At 64.6% G+C, this 15,160-nt stretch carries 12 protein-coding genes; 7 read left to right on the top strand and 5 right to left on the bottom strand.

What is annotated here, in order from left to right; all coding sequences use genetic code 11:
- A partial coding sequence (locus HDG34_RS38645; protein WP_221309162.1) for a hypothetical protein occupies window positions 1–215 on the bottom strand: 215 nt, incomplete at its 3' end.
- Between the two features lie 81 nt (window positions 216–296).
- Here HDG34_RS38645 and HDG34_RS17655 point away from each other — a divergent pair.
- Together HDG34_RS17655 and galU are read left to right on the top strand one after the other, a co-directional pair.
- Window positions 297–3,176, top strand: coding sequence for a valine--tRNA ligase (locus HDG34_RS17655; RefSeq protein WP_184061483.1), 2,880 nt, complete (start codon window positions 297–299; stop codon window positions 3,174–3,176).
- Window positions 3,177–3,238: 62 nt separating this feature from the next.
- Complete coding sequence (galU, locus tag HDG34_RS17650) at window positions 3,239–4,120, top strand: UTP--glucose-1-phosphate uridylyltransferase GalU (protein ID WP_090801031.1); 882 nt, start codon at window positions 3,239–3,241, stop codon at window positions 4,118–4,120.
- Between the two features lie 99 nt (window positions 4,121–4,219).
- On the opposite strand, the gene HDG34_RS17645 is transcribed toward galU, so the two are convergent.
- From HDG34_RS17645 to HDG34_RS17630, 4 genes are all read right to left on the bottom strand, one after another.
- A complete protein-coding gene (locus HDG34_RS17645; protein WP_026225937.1) occupies window positions 4,220–4,447 on the bottom strand; it encodes a sulfurtransferase TusA family protein in 228 nt (75 codons plus the stop codon).
- A 134-nt stretch (window positions 4,448–4,581) separates the two neighbouring features.
- The gene (locus HDG34_RS17640) at window positions 4,582–5,652 is read right to left on the bottom strand and encodes a Gfo/Idh/MocA family oxidoreductase (RefSeq protein ID WP_184061482.1); all 1,071 of its coding nucleotides are present in this window, start codon (window positions 5,650–5,652) and stop codon (window positions 4,582–4,584) included.
- On the bottom strand, window positions 5,652–6,668 hold the full coding sequence (iolG, locus tag HDG34_RS17635; RefSeq protein ID WP_184061481.1) for an inositol 2-dehydrogenase: 1,017 nt from the start codon (window positions 6,666–6,668) through the stop codon (window positions 5,652–5,654). Before iolG ends, HDG34_RS17640 begins: the two co-directional genes overlap by 1 nt.
- Complete coding sequence (locus HDG34_RS17630; RefSeq protein ID WP_184061480.1) at window positions 6,661–7,545, bottom strand: MurR/RpiR family transcriptional regulator; 885 nt, start codon at window positions 7,543–7,545, stop codon at window positions 6,661–6,663. Before HDG34_RS17630 ends, iolG begins: the two co-directional genes overlap by 8 nt.
- 276 nt (window positions 7,546–7,821) lie before the next feature.
- On the opposite strand from HDG34_RS17630, the gene HDG34_RS17625 reads away from it, so the two are divergent.
- From HDG34_RS17625 to iolD, 5 genes are all read left to right on the top strand, one after another.
- Window positions 7,822–8,868 carry a sugar ABC transporter substrate-binding protein gene (locus HDG34_RS17625; protein ID WP_184061479.1) on the top strand — a complete coding sequence of 349 codons (1,047 nt, stop codon included), beginning with the start codon at window positions 7,822–7,824 and terminating at the stop codon, window positions 8,866–8,868.
- Window positions 8,869–9,048: 180 nt separating this feature from the next.
- Window positions 9,049–10,239, top strand: a complete 1,191-nt coding sequence (locus HDG34_RS17620) for an ABC transporter permease (protein WP_184061478.1) — start codon at window positions 9,049–9,051, stop codon at window positions 10,237–10,239.
- A 13-nt stretch (window positions 10,240–10,252) separates the two neighbouring features.
- Entirely contained in the window at window positions 10,253–11,059 is an 807-nt protein-coding gene (locus HDG34_RS17615) for an ATP-binding cassette domain-containing protein (protein WP_184061477.1), read from the top strand.
- 86 nt (window positions 11,060–11,145) lie between these two features.
- Window positions 11,146–13,170, top strand: coding sequence for a bifunctional 5-dehydro-2-deoxygluconokinase/5-dehydro-2-deoxyphosphogluconate aldolase (gene iolC / locus HDG34_RS17610; protein ID WP_184061476.1), 2,025 nt, complete (start codon window positions 11,146–11,148; stop codon window positions 13,168–13,170).
- The gene (iolD, locus tag HDG34_RS17605; protein ID WP_184061475.1) at window positions 13,167–15,146 is read left to right on the top strand and encodes a 3D-(3,5/4)-trihydroxycyclohexane-1,2-dione acylhydrolase (decyclizing); all 1,980 of its coding nucleotides are present in this window, start codon (window positions 13,167–13,169) and stop codon (window positions 15,144–15,146) included. Before iolC ends, iolD begins: the two co-directional genes overlap by 4 nt.
- Window positions 15,147–15,160: the final 14 nt, after the last annotated feature.

Raw genomic sequence — 15,160 nt, 5'->3', positions numbered from 1 at the left:
TCTTTGCCTACTTTCTTTGCAGCAGCAAAGAAAGTAGGTGCCGCCCCGCACAGGGGCAACGCTAATAGACCGATAACAAAGCAAGGAAAGGCCAACCAAGCCAGAACAACGAAAAAAGCCCCGCCCCGCACAGGGGCAACGCTAATAGACCGATAAGACAACAAGGAAAGGCCAACAAAGCCAGAACAACGAAAAAAAGCATAACCCCTGTCCACACCGGCCGCCGGCCGGCAAAAAACCTCGTCCAGCTATAATCAACCCTTCCCCGCCTCCAAAATCCTGCCTTTAACAGAAACATGAGCGACACCCCGAGCGACCCGACCTCGACGCTTGCAAAAAGCTTCGAACCCCACACCATCGAAGCCCACTGGGGCCCTGAATGGGAAAAGCGCACCTACGCCGCGCCCTCCTTCGACGCGAACCGCAAGGATTTCTCGATCCAGCTGCCGCCGCCGAACGTCACGGGCACGCTGCACATGGGCCACGCGTTCAACCAGACCATCATGGACGGCCTGACCCGCTATCACCGCATGCTCGGCGAGAACACGCTGTGGGTGCCGGGCACCGACCACGCAGGCATCGCCACGCAGATCGTCGTCGAACGCCAGCTCGACGCGCAGGGCGTGTCGCGCCACGACCTCGGCCGCGAGAAGTTCGTCGAGCGCGTGTGGGAGTGGAAGCAGCAATCCGGCTCCACGATCACGAATCAGGTGCGTCGTCTCGGTGCATCGATCGACTGGTCGCGCGAATACTTCACGATGGACGACAAGACGTCGGCCACCGTGCGCGACGTGTTCGTGCGTCTGTATGAACAGGGCCTGATCTATCGCGGCAAGCGCCTCGTGAACTGGGACCCGGTGCTGCTCACCGCCGTATCCGACCTCGAAGTGGTCAGCGAAGAAGAAAACGGCCACCTGTGGCACATCCACTATCCGTTGACCGACGGCTCGGGCCATCTGACCGTGGCCACCACCCGTCCGGAAACCATGCTCGGCGACACCGCCGTGATGGTGCACCCGGAAGACGAGCGCTACGCCCACCTGATCGGCAAGACCATCACGCTGCCGCTGTCGAACCGCGAAGTGCCGATCATCGCCGACGATTACGTCGACCGCGAATTCGGCACAGGCGTCGTCAAGGTCACGCCCGCGCATGATTTCAACGATTATCAGGTCGGCCTGCGCCACAAGCTGCCGCAAATCGAAATCCTCACGCTCGACGCGAAGATCAACGACAACGCGCCCGAAAAATACCGCGGCCTCGACCGTTTCGAAGCCCGCAAGCTGGTCGTCGCCGATCTCGAGGCGCTCGGTGCGCTCGAATCGGTCAAGCCGCACAAGCTGATGGTGCCGCGCGGCGACCGCACCGGCGTCGTGATCGAGCCGATGCTGACCGACCAGTGGTTCGTCGCGATGAGCAAGCCGGCGCCCGAAGGCACGTTCAATCCGGGCAAGTCGATCACCGAAACCGCGCTCGACGTCGTGCGCAACGGCCAGATCAAATTCGTGCCGGAAAACTGGACCACCACGTACTACCAGTGGCTCGAAAACATCCAGGACTGGTGCATCTCGCGTCAGCTGTGGTGGGGTCATCAGATTCCGGCGTGGTACGGCGAGAACGGCGAAGTGTTCGTCGCCAAGACCGAAGAGGACGCGCGCGCGAAGGCCGTCGCGGCCGGCTACACCGGCGCATTGAAGCGCGACGAAGACGTGCTCGACACGTGGTTCTCGTCCGCTCTGGTGCCGTTCTCGTCGCTCGGCTGGCCAAACGAAACCGAAGAGCTGAAGCACTTCATGCCGTCGTCGGTGCTCGTCACCGGCTTCGACATCATCTTCTTCTGGGTCGCGCGCATGGTCATGATGACCACGCACTTCACGGGCAAGGTGCCGTTCGAAACGGTCTATATGCACGGTCTCGTGCGCGACGCCGAAGGCCAGAAGATGTCGAAGAGCAAGGGCAACACGCTCGACCCGATCGACATCGTCGATGGCATCGACCTCGACGCGCTCGTCGCGAAGCGCACCACCGGCCTGATGAATCCGAAGCTGGCCGCGTCGATCGAGAAGAAGACCCGCAAGGAGTTTCCGGACGGCATTGCGGCGTTCGGCACCGACGCGCTGCGCTTCACGATGGCGTCGATGGCCACGCTCGGCCGCAACGTCAATTTCGACCTCGCGCGCTGCGAAGGCTATCGCAACTTCTGCAACAAGCTGTGGAACGCCACGCGCTTCGTGCTGATGAACTGCGAAGGCCACGACTGCGGTTTCGGCCAGCCGGCGCAATGTGGCGAATGCGGGCCAGAAGGCAATCTGCATTTCTCGCAGGCCGACCGCTGGATCGTGTCGCAACTGCAGCGCGTGGAAGCGGAAGTCGTCAAGGGTTTTTCCGACTATCGTTTTGACAATGTGGCCAACGCCATATACAAGTTCGTATGGGACGAATATTGTGACTGGTACGTCGAACTCGCCAAAGTGCAGATCCAGACGGGGCAGCCGAACCAGCAGCGTGCCACGCGGCGGACGCTTTTGCGTGTGCTCGAAACGGTGCTGCGCCTCGCGCATCCGGTGATCCCGTTCATCACCGAAGCGCTGTGGCAGAAAGTGGCGCCGCTCGCGGGACGCTACCCGGAAGGCAAGGCCGAGGGCGAGGCGTCCATCATGGTGCAGCAGTATCCGGTCGCGGAGCCGTCGAAGCTCGATGAAGACGCCGAGCGGTGGGCGACCGAGCTCAAAGCGGTGATCGATGCATGCCGTAATCTGCGCGGTGAAATGAACCTGTCGCCGGCGGTGAAGGTGCCGTTGCTCGCCACCGGCAATGCGGAGCGTCTTCGTACTTTCGCGCCTTACGCTCAGGCACTTGCGCGTCTGTCGGAGGTGCAGATCATCGCCGACGAGGCCGCGCTCGACGCCCAGGCGGATGGCGCGCCGATTGCTATCGTAGGAACGGACAAGCTCGTGTTGAAGGTCGAAATCGACGCAGCGGTCGAACGCGAACGCCTGTCGAAAGAGATCACGCGGTTGAGCGCCGAAATCGTCAAGTGCAACGGTAAGCTACAGAATCAGGCCTTCGTTGCGAAGGCGCCGGCGGCGGTCGTGGAACAGGAGCAGAAGCGGCTGGCCGATTTCGAAGCCACCGTCGGCAAGCTGAAAGCCCAACTGGCCCGCTTGCCGGCCTGACCGACGCGCCCGCCCCCCTCAACGGCGGGCAAGGATTTAACCAGAGGACTCAGGGTATTCACATGCTAAAAGTTACGAAGGCGGTCTTTCCGGTAGCCGGTCTTGGCACCCGCTTCCTCCCCGCCACGAAGGCTAGCCCGAAGGAGATGCTGCCGATCGTCGACAAGCCGCTGATTCAGTACGCGGTCGAAGAGGCGATGGCGGCCGGCATCACCGAAATGATCTTCGTCACGGGCCGCAGCAAGCGCGCGATCGAAGACCATTTCGACAAGTCCTATGAGATCGAGGCCGAACTCGAGGCGCGCGGCAAGGACAAGCTGCTCGAACTCGTGCGCAGCATCAAGCCGAGCCACGTCGACTGCTTCTACGTGCGCCAGGCCGAGGCGCTGGGCCTCGGCCACGCCGTGCTGTGCGCCGAGAAGCTGGTCGGCGACAACCCTTTCGCCGTGATTCTCGCGGACGACCTGTTGTACGGCACGCCGCCCGTGATGACGCAGATGATCGAGGTGTTCGATCACTATCACAGCTCGGTGATCGGCGTCGAAGAGATCCCGCCGCAAGATACCAAATCGTACGGCATCGTCGACGGCAAGGAATGGGAAGACTCGATCATCAAGATGTCGGGCATCGTCGAAAAGCCGGAGCCGGGCGTGGCGCCGTCGAACCTCGGCGTGGTGGGCCGTTATGTGCTGAAGCCGCGCATCTTCGATCACCTGCGCTCCATCAAGCCGGGCGCGGGCGGTGAATTGCAACTGACGGACGCGATCCAGTCGCTGCTCGCCGACGAACAGGTGCTCGCGTACAAGTATCACGGCACACGTTTCGACTGCGGCAGCAAGCTGGGCTACCTGAAGGCGACCGTCGAGTTTGCCCTGCGTCACCCGGAAGTAGCCGCCGATTTCGAAGAATATCTGCGTACCCGCTCACCGGTTCTCGAAGGCTGACGTCGAAAGTCCGGCTGAAACGAAGAAGGCGCTGTACCCCGAATAATGGGGACAGCGCCTTCTTTTTTACATCGGACCGACAGTTTTACCGAATGCAGCTCATCGACGCCGCATCAGAAACGTAAACACCTTGTCATGCGCCGAGCTTTCGACGATCTCGTTGCCGGTCTGCTTCGCGAACGCGGCGAAATCGCGCTGCGAGCCGGGATCGGTGGCGAGCACCTTGAGAATCTGGCCGCTTTCCATGTCGGCGAGCGCCTTTTTGGCGCGCAGGATGGGCAGCGGGCACATGAGCCCGCGCGCATCGACTTCCTTGTGAATCTGAATTTGCATCGACGATGACCTTCGGGACGGGGCGTCGCTGACGACGCCGGACAGAGGGTCAAATTTTACAGCAGGCGGAGCGGCGGCGCCGGACATCGCCACGACGCCCATTTCCACGCGAGCCGTGCCGCGCGCCGTTACAGCGTCACCGCCTCGCCGCTTTGCAGCGACTCGCGCAGCGCCACGCCGATACGCGTCGCTTCGAGCGCATCGGCGAGCGTCGCGCCACGCTGTGCCGCATCGCCCTTCCCCGGCCCTTTTCGCACCAATGCGACGAACGCGCGTGCCTCGTGCAGAAACGCGTCCTCGAACCGGTCGAAAAAGTTCGGCGTGCACTCGTTGCGAATGCCGGTCGCATCGTAGATCTCGACGCGGTTCGCGCGCGGATTGCGGCCGATCGTCAGCGCGCCCGCCGTGCCGATCACTTCGCTGTGCGTATCGTTGCCGTGCGCCTGGGTGCGCGACGCGTAGAACATCGCGAGCTTACCGCCCTCGAATTCGCAGATCGCGACACCGTTGTCGACGTCGCCGAATTCGCGCAGACCCTCGTGCAGCGCGACCGTGCCCGCCGCGAACACGCGCGTCGCGCGCGGCTTGCCGAGCAGCCAGCGGGCGACGTCGATGTCGTGCACCGTGCAGTCGAGAAAGATGCCGCCCGAGGTCGCCGCGAAGCGCACGAAGAAACCGTCGTCGTCGTTTTTATCGGTGGTTTGCGAGCGCACGAGGAACGGCCGGCCGATCTGGCCGGCGGCGATTTTATCGAACGCGTCGCGGTAGCTCGGATCGAAGCGGCGCATGAAGCCGATCGTCGCCTGCAGGTGCGGATAGCGCGCCGCTTCGGCCAGCACGCGCTCGCATTCGGCGACATCGAGCGACAGCGGCTTTTCGCAGAACACATGCTTGCCGGCGCGCAATGCGTCGACGATCTGCTGCGCGTGCAGCGACGACGGCGTGACGAGCCATACCGCGTCGACGTGCGGATCGGCGAGCAGGTCCGCGTAATCGGTGTAGAGACGCGGCTCATGCAGCGACCCATGCATTGCCCCATGCATCGCATCACGCGCCCATGCCAGTTCATCTTCGAGCGGACTGCACGCGGCCGTGAGCGTCGCGCCCGGCACGCGATACGCGAGATTCTCCGCATGCCGCTTGCCAAGCCGCCCAAGGCCGACCACGCCGATCCGCACGCGCTCCGTGGCGGGCTTCATCACGCTGCCTCGCCGAGTTTGATCGCACGGCCCTCGCGCCACGACCGCGTCGCGGCTTCCGCGAGTTCGAGCGCTTTCAGGCCATCCGCGACGGTCGTGCGCACCGGCTTGCCATGCGTGACCGCGTCGAAGAAATGCGCGATTTCGAGCGCGTAGGCCGCGCGATAGCGTTCGAGAAAAAACGCCTCGGGCACGTCGGTCGATACTTCCGTCTTCGAGTACGCGGTGACTTCGGTGGGCCGAACGTTGCCTGCTTGCAGCATGCCGGTGCTGCCGAGCACTTCGAAGCGCTGGTCGTAGCCGTAGGCAGCGCGCCGCGCGGTGTTGATCTGGCACAGCCGCCCGCGCTTCGTGCGGATCGTCACCGCGGTCGAATCGATGTCGCCCGCGTCGGCGATCGCGGGGTCGGTGAGGCAACTGCCGGTGGCGTGCAGCGTGTCGGCTTCGTCGTCGAGAATCCAGCGACAGATGTCGAAGTCGTGAATCAGCATGTCCTTGAAGATGCCGCCCGAGTGCCGGATGTACTCGACCGGCGGCGCGCCCGGATCGCGGCTCGTGACGACGAGCATTTCCGGCGTGCCGATCTCGCCCGCGTCGAGACGCGCTTTCAACGCGGAAAACGTCGGATCGAAGCGCCGCTGAAAACCGATCATGCACACGACACCGGCGCGCTCCACCGCTTCTGCGCACATCCGCGCGCGCTCCAACGAGAGATCGACCGGCTTCTCGCAGAACACGTGCTTGTTCTGCGCGGCCGATTTGACGATCAGGTCCGCATGCGTGTCGGTGCTCGAACAGATCACCGTCGCGCCGATCGATGCATCGCCGATCGCGCCGTCGCTATCCGCAACCTGCGCGCCATGCTGCGCGGCGAGCGCGGCGGCCGCCTCGCGATTCACGTCGACCACGTATTTGAGCCGCACGCCGGGCTGCCGCGCGAGATTCGCCGCATGGATCTTGCCGATGCGCCCCGCGCCGAATACGGCGACGTCGATCGTGTTTACCGCGTCAGTCATCGTAGCCTCCAGTGTCGTTGGATTCTTCAACGTTCAGTTCGAGCTTGTACGCGAGCGCGATGAAGAGCGCCTGGCACAGGCAGATCGTGCTGGTCAGCGAGCGGAACGCGAACGCGCTGCCCTCTTTCACGTACAGCTGCGTGCTGGCGTAGCGTGCGAGCGGCGATAGTTGGCTATCCGTAATGACGAGCGTCTTCGCCTGAAGATGATGCGCGACGCGCAGACAGTACTGCGTCTCCTTGCCGTACGGCGCGAAGCTGATCGCAATCACCACGTCGCCCTTCCTGACACTGCGGATCTGCTCGCGATACATGCCGCCGAAGCCAGACACCAGATGCACGCGCTTGTGCGTGTGCTGCAACGCATAGACGATGTAGCTCGCGACCGGAAACGAGCGCCGCACGCCGATCACGTAGATGTTGTCGGCCTGCTGCAGCATCTTCACGGCGGCGTCGAACTGCTTGTCGTCGAGGCCCGCTTCGAGTTCTTCGAGGCCGCCGCGCGACGCGGCGATGAACTCGCGCGCGACCGCGCCGCCCGACAAGGTGCCGGGCTTCTCGTCGATCAGCTTGCGGATGCGCTGCTGATAGCTCGACGACGACACGCCCTGCCCCGTATACGCCTGACGAAACACCGCCTGCAGATCCGAAAACCCGGAAAAGCCGAAGCGCTGCGCAAAGCGCACGACCGCCGACGGATGCACGCCGCAGCTCGCGGCGATATCGCTCGTGCGATCCATCATTACGCTCGCGCGATGCTGCTCGATGTACGTCGCGACGCTTTTCAACTGCCGCGGCAGCGACTCGTAGGTATCCGCGATGCGCTGCATCAATTCGTCGACGCTCGGCACCGCTTCTTCGGTGATCTGTTCCGCCATGACAGCCTCTCGGGGTTTCCTGCAATGCGGCAGACGCGCCCGCGGCGCGCCGCAACGTGCATCCGACGTTGCCGAGTATAGGCGGCCGCCCCGTCAAATGGAACGTATTTTCCATTTTTATTTGTCATGAAATTTTCTTTGCAAGGCTTCGGAAGATGACCTACTCTTGGTCGTGAGCGATGGCGCTTCGGCCTCGTTGTGTGGGTCATCGGAATGGAAAGCCGCCCGCCAGTCGCTCCCTCAATAACGAACGACAGACCGAGAAAGGTGGAGACAATGAGACTTTGCAGAGGCAAGGCAACGCTCAGGATTCTGGTGACGGCGTTGACGTTGGCGACGGGATTCGGCGCGGCCTCGGCCGCCCGCGCGGCGGACGCCCACTTCGTGCTGATCAGCCACGCGCCGGATTCGGACTCGTGGTGGAACACGATCAAGAACGCGATCAAGCAGGCCGACGAGGACTTCAACGTTCAGACCGACTACCGCAACCCGCCGAACGGCGACATCGCCGACATGGCGCGTCTCATCGAACAGGCGGCCGCGCGCAACTACGACGGCGTGATCGTGTCGATCGCCGACTTCGACGTGCTGAAGAGCTCGATCGCGAAGGTCACCGAGAAGCACATTCCGCTCGTCACGATCAATTCGGGCACCGAGGAGCAAAGCGCGAAGCTCGGCGCGATCATGCACGTCGGCCAGCCCGAGTTCGCGGCCGGCAAGGCCGCCGGAGAAAAGGCCAAGGCCGCCGGCATCAAGTCGTTCCTGTGCGTGAACCACTACGCGACGAACCCGGCTTCGTTCGAACGCTGCCGCGGTTTCGCCGAAGCGATCGGCGCCAACTTCAAAACCTCGACGCTCGACACGGGCCAGGACCCGACCGGCGTGCAGTCGAAGGTCAGCGCGTTCCTGCGCAATCATCCGGATACCCAGGCGGTGCTGACGCTCGGTCCGCTGTCGGCCGATCCGACGCTGAAGGCGCTGCAGCAGATGGGCCTCGCCGGCAAGATCTGGTTCGCGACGTTCGACTTCGACAGCGACATCGCGAAGGGCATCCAGGACGGCACGATCCAGTTCGCGATCGACCAGCAACCGTACTTGCAGGGCTATATCCCGGTTGCCGTGCTCGCGATCGTGAAGAAGGACCACACCACCGATCCGGCCAAAATCCGCGAGATCCTGCAGGCGAATCCGAAGTTCAAGGAGCGTCTTGCCACTTATGGGCTCACGCCGTCCTACGGGCCGCGCAATATCGGCTCGGGCCCGGGCTTCATCACGAAGGCCAACGTCGACAAGGTGCTGAAGTACGCGGGTCAGTACCGCTGAACGCACGGCAACGCATCGCATCGCATCGCGCGCCTAAGCCGCCGCGCCGGCGGCAAGGTTAAAAGGCAGTGACCGGCGGGACGCATGGCGTCTTGCCGGCGCCCGCCCGCTCAGCGGATTCGCAAACGCCCACGGCATTGCGCCGACCCGCCGGTCGCGGGCGTATCAAGGAGAGCTTCAATGGGTGTCGCCGACCTGTTTCATCCCCATCACCGCAAGCAACCGCCGCCTGATCCGCAGGACCCGGCGAAGTCCGCTGCGACGACCGCCTCGCAATCCGCTGCCGTCGACGAACGCGTGCGCGAGGAATCCTGGTTCCGCCATCTGCTCGGCCGACCGGAATTCGCGGCGCTCGCCGGCACCGTGATGGTGTTCATCGTGTTCGGCGTGGCGGCCGGCAACTCGGGGATGTTCAACCTCGACGGCGTGATGAACTGGTCGCAGGTCGCCGCCTATCTCGGTCTGATCTCGGTCGGCGCGTGCCTGCTGATGATCGCCGGCGAGTTCGATCTGTCGATCGGTTCGATGATCGGCTTTGCCGGCATGATGGTCGCGCTGCCGACCATGTACTTCCACTGGCCGATCTGGCTGGCGATCGTGTTCGCGTTCGTCGGCTCGATGCTGCTCGGCGCGCTCAACGGCTATCTGGTGATACGCACGCGCCTGCCGTCGTTCATCGTCACGCTCGCGTTCCTGTTCATACTGCGCGGTCTCACGCTCGCGCTATCGGTGATGTTCGCCGATCGCACCATCATCTCCGGCGTCGGCGACGTCGCGCGTCAGGACTGGTTCGCGCACACGCTCTTCCAGGGCGTCGCGTTCAAAGGTCTGTTCGTGTGGCTCGGCCACCTCGGCCTCGTGAAGCTGCTCGACAACGGCACGCCGCTCGTGCCGGGCATTCCCAAGGTGCTGCTGTGGTGGCTCGTGCTCGCCGTGGTCTGTGCGTTCACGCTCGCCAAGACGCGCTTCGGCAACTGGATTTTCGCGGTCGGCGGCGATGCCAACGCGGCCAAGAACGTCGGCGTGCCGGTGCGTCGCGTGAAGATTTCGCTGTTCGTGCTGACCGCGTTCTGCTCGGCCCTGTATGCGGTACTTCAGGTGTGCGACATCGGTTCGGCCGCGGCCGACCGCGGTTTGCAGGCGGAGTTCGAGGCGATCATCGCCGCGGTGATCGGCGGCACGCTGCTGACGGGCGGCTACGGCTCGGTGATCGGCGCATGCTTCGGTGCGCTGATCTTCGGCGTCGTGCAGATCGGCATCACGTACACCAACGTCGATTCCGACTGGTTCCGCGTGTTCCTCGGCGTGATGCTGCTGTTCGCCGTGCTGTTCAACCACTACGTGCGCGGCCGCGTCGCGGCATCGCGCTAGACGGAGGTTCCTGATGAGCACCCCCGAACAAAACACCGACGACATCATTTTGTCGCTGGAAAACGTCAGCCGTTATTTCGGCAACATCATCGCGCTGAACGACATCACGCTGCGCCTCGTACGCGGCGAAGTGCATTGCCTGCTCGGCGACAACGGCGCCGGCAAGTCGACGCTGATCAAGACGCTCGCGGGCGTGTATCAGCCGAGCAAAGGCACCTACCGGGTGGACGGCAAACCAGTGCATTTCACGTCGCCGAAAGACGCGCTCGATCTCGGTATCGCAACCGTCTACCAGGATCTCGCGCTGGTGCCGCTGCTATCGGTCGCGCGCAATTTTTTCATGGGCCGCGAGCCGCAGAAAAAGCTGTTCGGCCTTCTGAACGTGATGGACCTCGAAACCTGCGCAACCACCGCGCGCGACAAGCTCGCCGAAATGGGCATCAACGTGCGCGACCCGCATCAGCCGATCGGCACGATGTCGGGCGGCGAGCGTCAATGTCTGGCGATTGCGCGTGCGATCCACTTCGGCGCGCGCGTGCTGATTCTCGACGAACCGACCGCCGCGCTCGGCGTCAAGCAGAGCTTCAACGTGCTGAAGCTGATCCACAAGGCGCGCGCCAAAGGCATCTCGGTGATCTTCATCACGCACAACGTGCACCACGCGTATCCGATCGGCGATTCGTTCACGCTGCTCAATCGCGGCCGCTCGCTCGGCACGTTCACCAAACAGACGATCAGCAAGAACGAAGTGCTCGACATGATGGCCGGCGGCGCCGAGATGCAGAAGATGATCGGCGAACTCGAAGGCGCGACGATCTGACCGATTCGCGCGGCACGTCCAGCCTCGGCGCGTTTCGCCCGGCTGGCCGACGCGCACCTCCCGCGCACTGTTACTCAGGACTATTCATGGCTCACTCCAGCACCTCCAGCGGTAACGCAGCGGACAGCCGGTTCGCACCGGGGCGCGCCCGCGACATCGTGTGCCTCGGCCGGCTGGCCGTCGATCTGTACGCGCAGCAGGTCGGCGCACGGCTCGAAGACGTGTCGAGCTTCGCGAAGTATCTCGGCGGCTCGTCGGCGAACATCGCGTTCGGCTGCGCGCGGCTCGGGCTTGCCGCGGCCATGCTGGCGCGCGTCGGCAACGATCACATGGGGCGCTTCCTGACGGAGACGCTCACGAAGGAAGGCTGCGACGTGAGTCGCGTGCGCATCGATCACGATCGGCTGACCGCGCTCGTGCTGCTCGGCCTGAAGGACCGTGACACCTTTCCGCTGATCTTCTACCGCGAGAACTGCGCCGACATGGCGGTCGACGAGGCCGACTTCGACGAGGCGTTCATCGCGTCGTCGAAAGCGCTGCTGATCACCGGCACGCATTTCTCGACCGAGCAGGTCAATCGCACGAGCCGTCGCGCGCTCGACTACGCGCGCCGCAACGACGTGCGCACCGTGCTCGACATCGACTACCGCCCGGTGCTGTGGGGACTCACGGGCAAGGCCGACGGCGAGACGCGTTTCGTGGCGAGCGAAGGCGTCAGCGCGCATTTGCAACGGATTCTGCCGCTGTTCGATCTGGTGATCGGCACCGAGGAAGAGTTTCGCATCGCCGGCGGCAAGGCCGACCTCGCCGACGCGCTCGCGATGGTGCGCGCGGTGACGCCGGCCACGCTCGTGCTGAAACGCGGGCCGCTCGGCTGTCAGATCATCGACGGCGAGGTGCCTGCGTCGCTCGACGATGCGCCGGTTCATGGCGGCGTCGAAGTCGAAGTGCTGAACGTGCTCGGCGCGGGCGACGCGTTTGCTTCCGGCTTCCTGTCCGGCTGGCTGCGCGATCAGCCGCTCGACGCCTGCGCGCACGCCGCGAATGCGAGCGGCGCGCTGGTCGTGTCTCGGCACGGCTGCGCTCCGGCGATGCCGACACCGGCCGAACTCGACTACTTCCTGCGCGAAGCGCAGGCCGATCCGCAACGCATGCGCCGCCCCGATCGCGATGCGAAGCTCGCAAGACTGCATCGCGTGTCGCCGGCGCGCAAAGCGTGGCACGAGGTGCTCGGCTTCGCTTTCGATCATCGCAACCCGTTCTTCGAACTCGCGCAGCAGACCGGTGCCGACGAAGCGCGCATTGCCCGGTTGAAGGGCTTGTTCGTCGAAGCGGTCGCGCAAACCGAACGTGCATTGAACTTGCAGGGACGCATCGGCGTACTGATCGACGACCGCTATGGTCAGGACGCGCTGAATGCCGCGACCGGTCGCGGCTGGTGGATCGGCCGCCCGGTCGAACTGCCCGGCTCCGTGCCGCTCGTGTTCGATCATGGTCGTTCGATCGGCACCACGTTGATCGCGTGGCCGCAGGAACACGTCGTGAAATGCCTCGTGCAGTTTCATCCCGACGAACCGATCGAGCAGCGGCTCGAACAGGAGGCGCAACTGCGCGCGCTGTATGACGCGACGCAGGCAAGCGGCCACGAATTGCTGCTCGAAGTGATTCCACCGAAGCAGGCGTCGCTGCCGCAGGGGCCGGATATCGTGTATCGCGCGTTAAAGCGCATCTACAACCTCGGCATCTACCCCGAGTGGTGGAAGCTCGAACCGATGGACGCCGCGCAATGGCAGGCCATCGACGCGCTGATCGCCGAGCGCGATCCGTATTGCCGTGGCGTCGTGCTGCTCGGTTTATCGGCGGCGGTCGAGCAATTGAGCGAAGGCTTTCGCGCGGCCGCGCAAGCGGCGACGTGCCGCGGCTTCACGGTCGGCCGCACGATCTTTCACGAACCGAGCCATGCGTGGCTCGCCGGTGAAATTGGCGACGACGAACTGATCGCGCGCGTGCGCCTCACGTTCGAAACGCTGATCGCCGCATGGCGCGGTGCGCGCGGCGAACCGGCGGCGCATGGCACACCTCATCACGCTCATCAGGAGCAGGCAGCATGAACGAGCGCATCATGGATGACGACACCCCATCCGCCAGCGGCGCGACGCAAGCGCACGCGCCTGCGCGCAGCGGCGGCACGATTCGCCTGACGATGGCGCAGGCGCTCGTGCGCTATCTGGCCGCGCAACGCGTCGCCAGCGAAGACGGCACCAACGTCGAACCGCTGTTCGGCGGCGTGTTCGCGATTTTCGGTCACGGCAACGTCGCGGGCATCGGCGAGGCGCTGTATCAGCATCGCGACGCGCTGCCGACCTTGCGCGCGCACAACGAGCAGGCGATGGCGCACAGTGCGATCGCCTACGCGAAGGCGCACTTTCGCCGGCGCATGATGGCCGTGACGACGTCGATCGGCCCAGGCGCCACCAATCTGCTGACCGCGGCCGCGCTCGCGCACGTGAACCGTTTGCCGGTGCTGCTGTTGCCCGGCGACATCTTCGTGTCGCGCGCGCCCGATCCGGTCTTGCAGCAGGTCGAGGATTTCAACGATGGCGGCGTGTCCGCGAATGACGCGTTCAAGCCGCTGTCGCGCTACTTCGACCGCATCGTGCATCCTGCGCAATTGCTGAGCGCGCTGCCGCGCGCGATCCGCGTGCTCACCGATGCCGCGTTGTGCGGCCCCGTCACGCTGGCGCTGCCGCAGGACGTGCAGGCGCAGGCGTGGGACTTCCCGGAGGACTTTTTCACGCCGCGTGTCGTGCGCTTTCATGCACCCGCGCCGCGTAGCGACGATATCGACGCCGCGTGCGCGCGCTTGCGGCACGCGAAGCGTCCGTTGATCGTCGCGGGCGGCGGCGTGCTGTACAGCCGCGCGGCCGATGCGCTGCACCGTTTCGCGAGCGCGCATGGCGTGCCGATCGCGGAAACGCAGGCCGGCAAAAGCTCGCTCGCGTGGAACGATCCGCTGAATGCAGGCGCGCTCGGGGTAACCGGCTCAGCGGCTGCCAACGCGCTTGCGCATGACGCCGACTGCGTGCTCGCGCTCGGCACGCGGCTGCAGGACTTCACGACCGGCTCGAACACGCTGTTCACGCAAGCCGACGTGATCGCGATCAACGCGAACGGATTCGACGCGCTCAAGCATCGCGGCTTCGTCGTCGAAGCCGATGTGAAACTCGCGCTCGATGCGCTAACGGGGCCGCTGCATGGCTGGCACGCCGAGCGCAGTTGGACCGCGCGCGCACACAAGCTCGCGGCGAGCTGGCGCGACACCGTGCACACGCTCACCCATGCGCCGCAACGCGACGCGGTACTGCCCTACGAGGGCGACGTGATCGGCGCGGTGCAGCGTTCGAGCGCGCACTCGCCGACCGACGACATCGTCGTCTGCGCGGCCGGCACGCTGCCCGCCGATCTGCACAAGCTATGGCGCGCGGGCCGGCCCGGCGCGTATCACGTCGAATACGGCTATTCGTGCATGGGCTACGAGATCGCGGGCGGCCTCGGCGTCAAGCTCGCGCGGCCCGAGCGCGAGGTGATCGTGATTCTCGGCGACGGCAGCTATCTGATGATGAACAGCGAGATCGCGAGCTCGGTGATGCTCGGCGCGAAGCTGATCGTCGTCGTGCTCGACAATCGCGGCTTCGGCTGCATCAATCGACTGCAACAGGCTTGCGGTGGCGCACCGTTCAACAATCTGCTCGACGATTGCGTGCACGCACCGGAAGGCGCGCCGCGCATCGACTTCGCCGCGCATGCGCGCGCGCTGGGCGCGCAAGCCGAGCATGCGCGCAATCTCGCCGAGCTCGAAGCGGCACTGCAACGCGCGCGCGCGGCGCGAGGCACGTACGTGATCAGCATCGACACCGACCCGGCTCGCACCACCGAAGACGGTGGCTGGTGGTGGGAAGTCGCGGTGCCCGAAGTATCGACGCGCACCGAGGTGCGCGAGGCACGCGCGAAGTACGACGCGCAACTCGCCGCGCGCGCGGCGCCGCCCGCGACGCCTGCGCCGTCACAGGGCGCCGATCACGACTGAGAACCATGAGGACT

The sequence above is a fragment of the Paraburkholderia sp. HC6.4b genome, assembly GCF_014200875.1.
Lineage (GTDB): Bacteria > Pseudomonadota > Gammaproteobacteria > Burkholderiales > Burkholderiaceae > Paraburkholderia > Paraburkholderia tuberum.
The sequence above is the reverse complement of the archived record's forward strand: the minus strand, read 5'-3'. Positions and strand labels throughout refer to the sequence as shown.

Excerpts from the sequence above, each read along its gene's own strand:
- HDG34_RS17615 (WP_184061477.1), top strand. The coding sequence starts at position 10,253 with ATGAGCACCCCCGAACAAAACACCGACGACATCATTTTGTCGCTGGAA.
- galU (WP_090801031.1), top strand. The coding sequence starts at position 3,239 with ATGCTAAAAGTTACGAAGGCGGTCTTTCCGGTAGCCGGTCTTGGCACC.
- iolC (WP_184061476.1), top strand. The coding sequence starts at position 11,146 with ATGGCTCACTCCAGCACCTCCAGCGGTAACGCAGCGGACAGCCGGTTC.
- HDG34_RS17625 (WP_184061479.1), top strand. The coding sequence starts at position 7,822 with ATGAGACTTTGCAGAGGCAAGGCAACGCTCAGGATTCTGGTGACGGCG.
- HDG34_RS17655 (WP_184061483.1), top strand. The coding sequence starts at position 297 with ATGAGCGACACCCCGAGCGACCCGACCTCGACGCTTGCAAAAAGCTTC.
- HDG34_RS17630 (WP_184061480.1), bottom strand. The coding sequence starts at position 7,545 with ATGGCGGAACAGATCACCGAAGAAGCGGTGCCGAGCGTCGACGAATTG.
- HDG34_RS17620 (WP_184061478.1), top strand. The coding sequence starts at position 9,049 with ATGGGTGTCGCCGACCTGTTTCATCCCCATCACCGCAAGCAACCGCCG.
- iolG (WP_184061481.1), bottom strand. The coding sequence starts at position 6,668 with ATGACTGACGCGGTAAACACGATCGACGTCGCCGTATTCGGCGCGGGG.
- HDG34_RS17640 (WP_184061482.1), bottom strand. The coding sequence starts at position 5,652 with ATGAAGCCCGCCACGGAGCGCGTGCGGATCGGCGTGGTCGGCCTTGGG.
- iolD (WP_184061475.1), top strand. The coding sequence starts at position 13,167 with ATGAACGAGCGCATCATGGATGACGACACCCCATCCGCCAGCGGCGCG.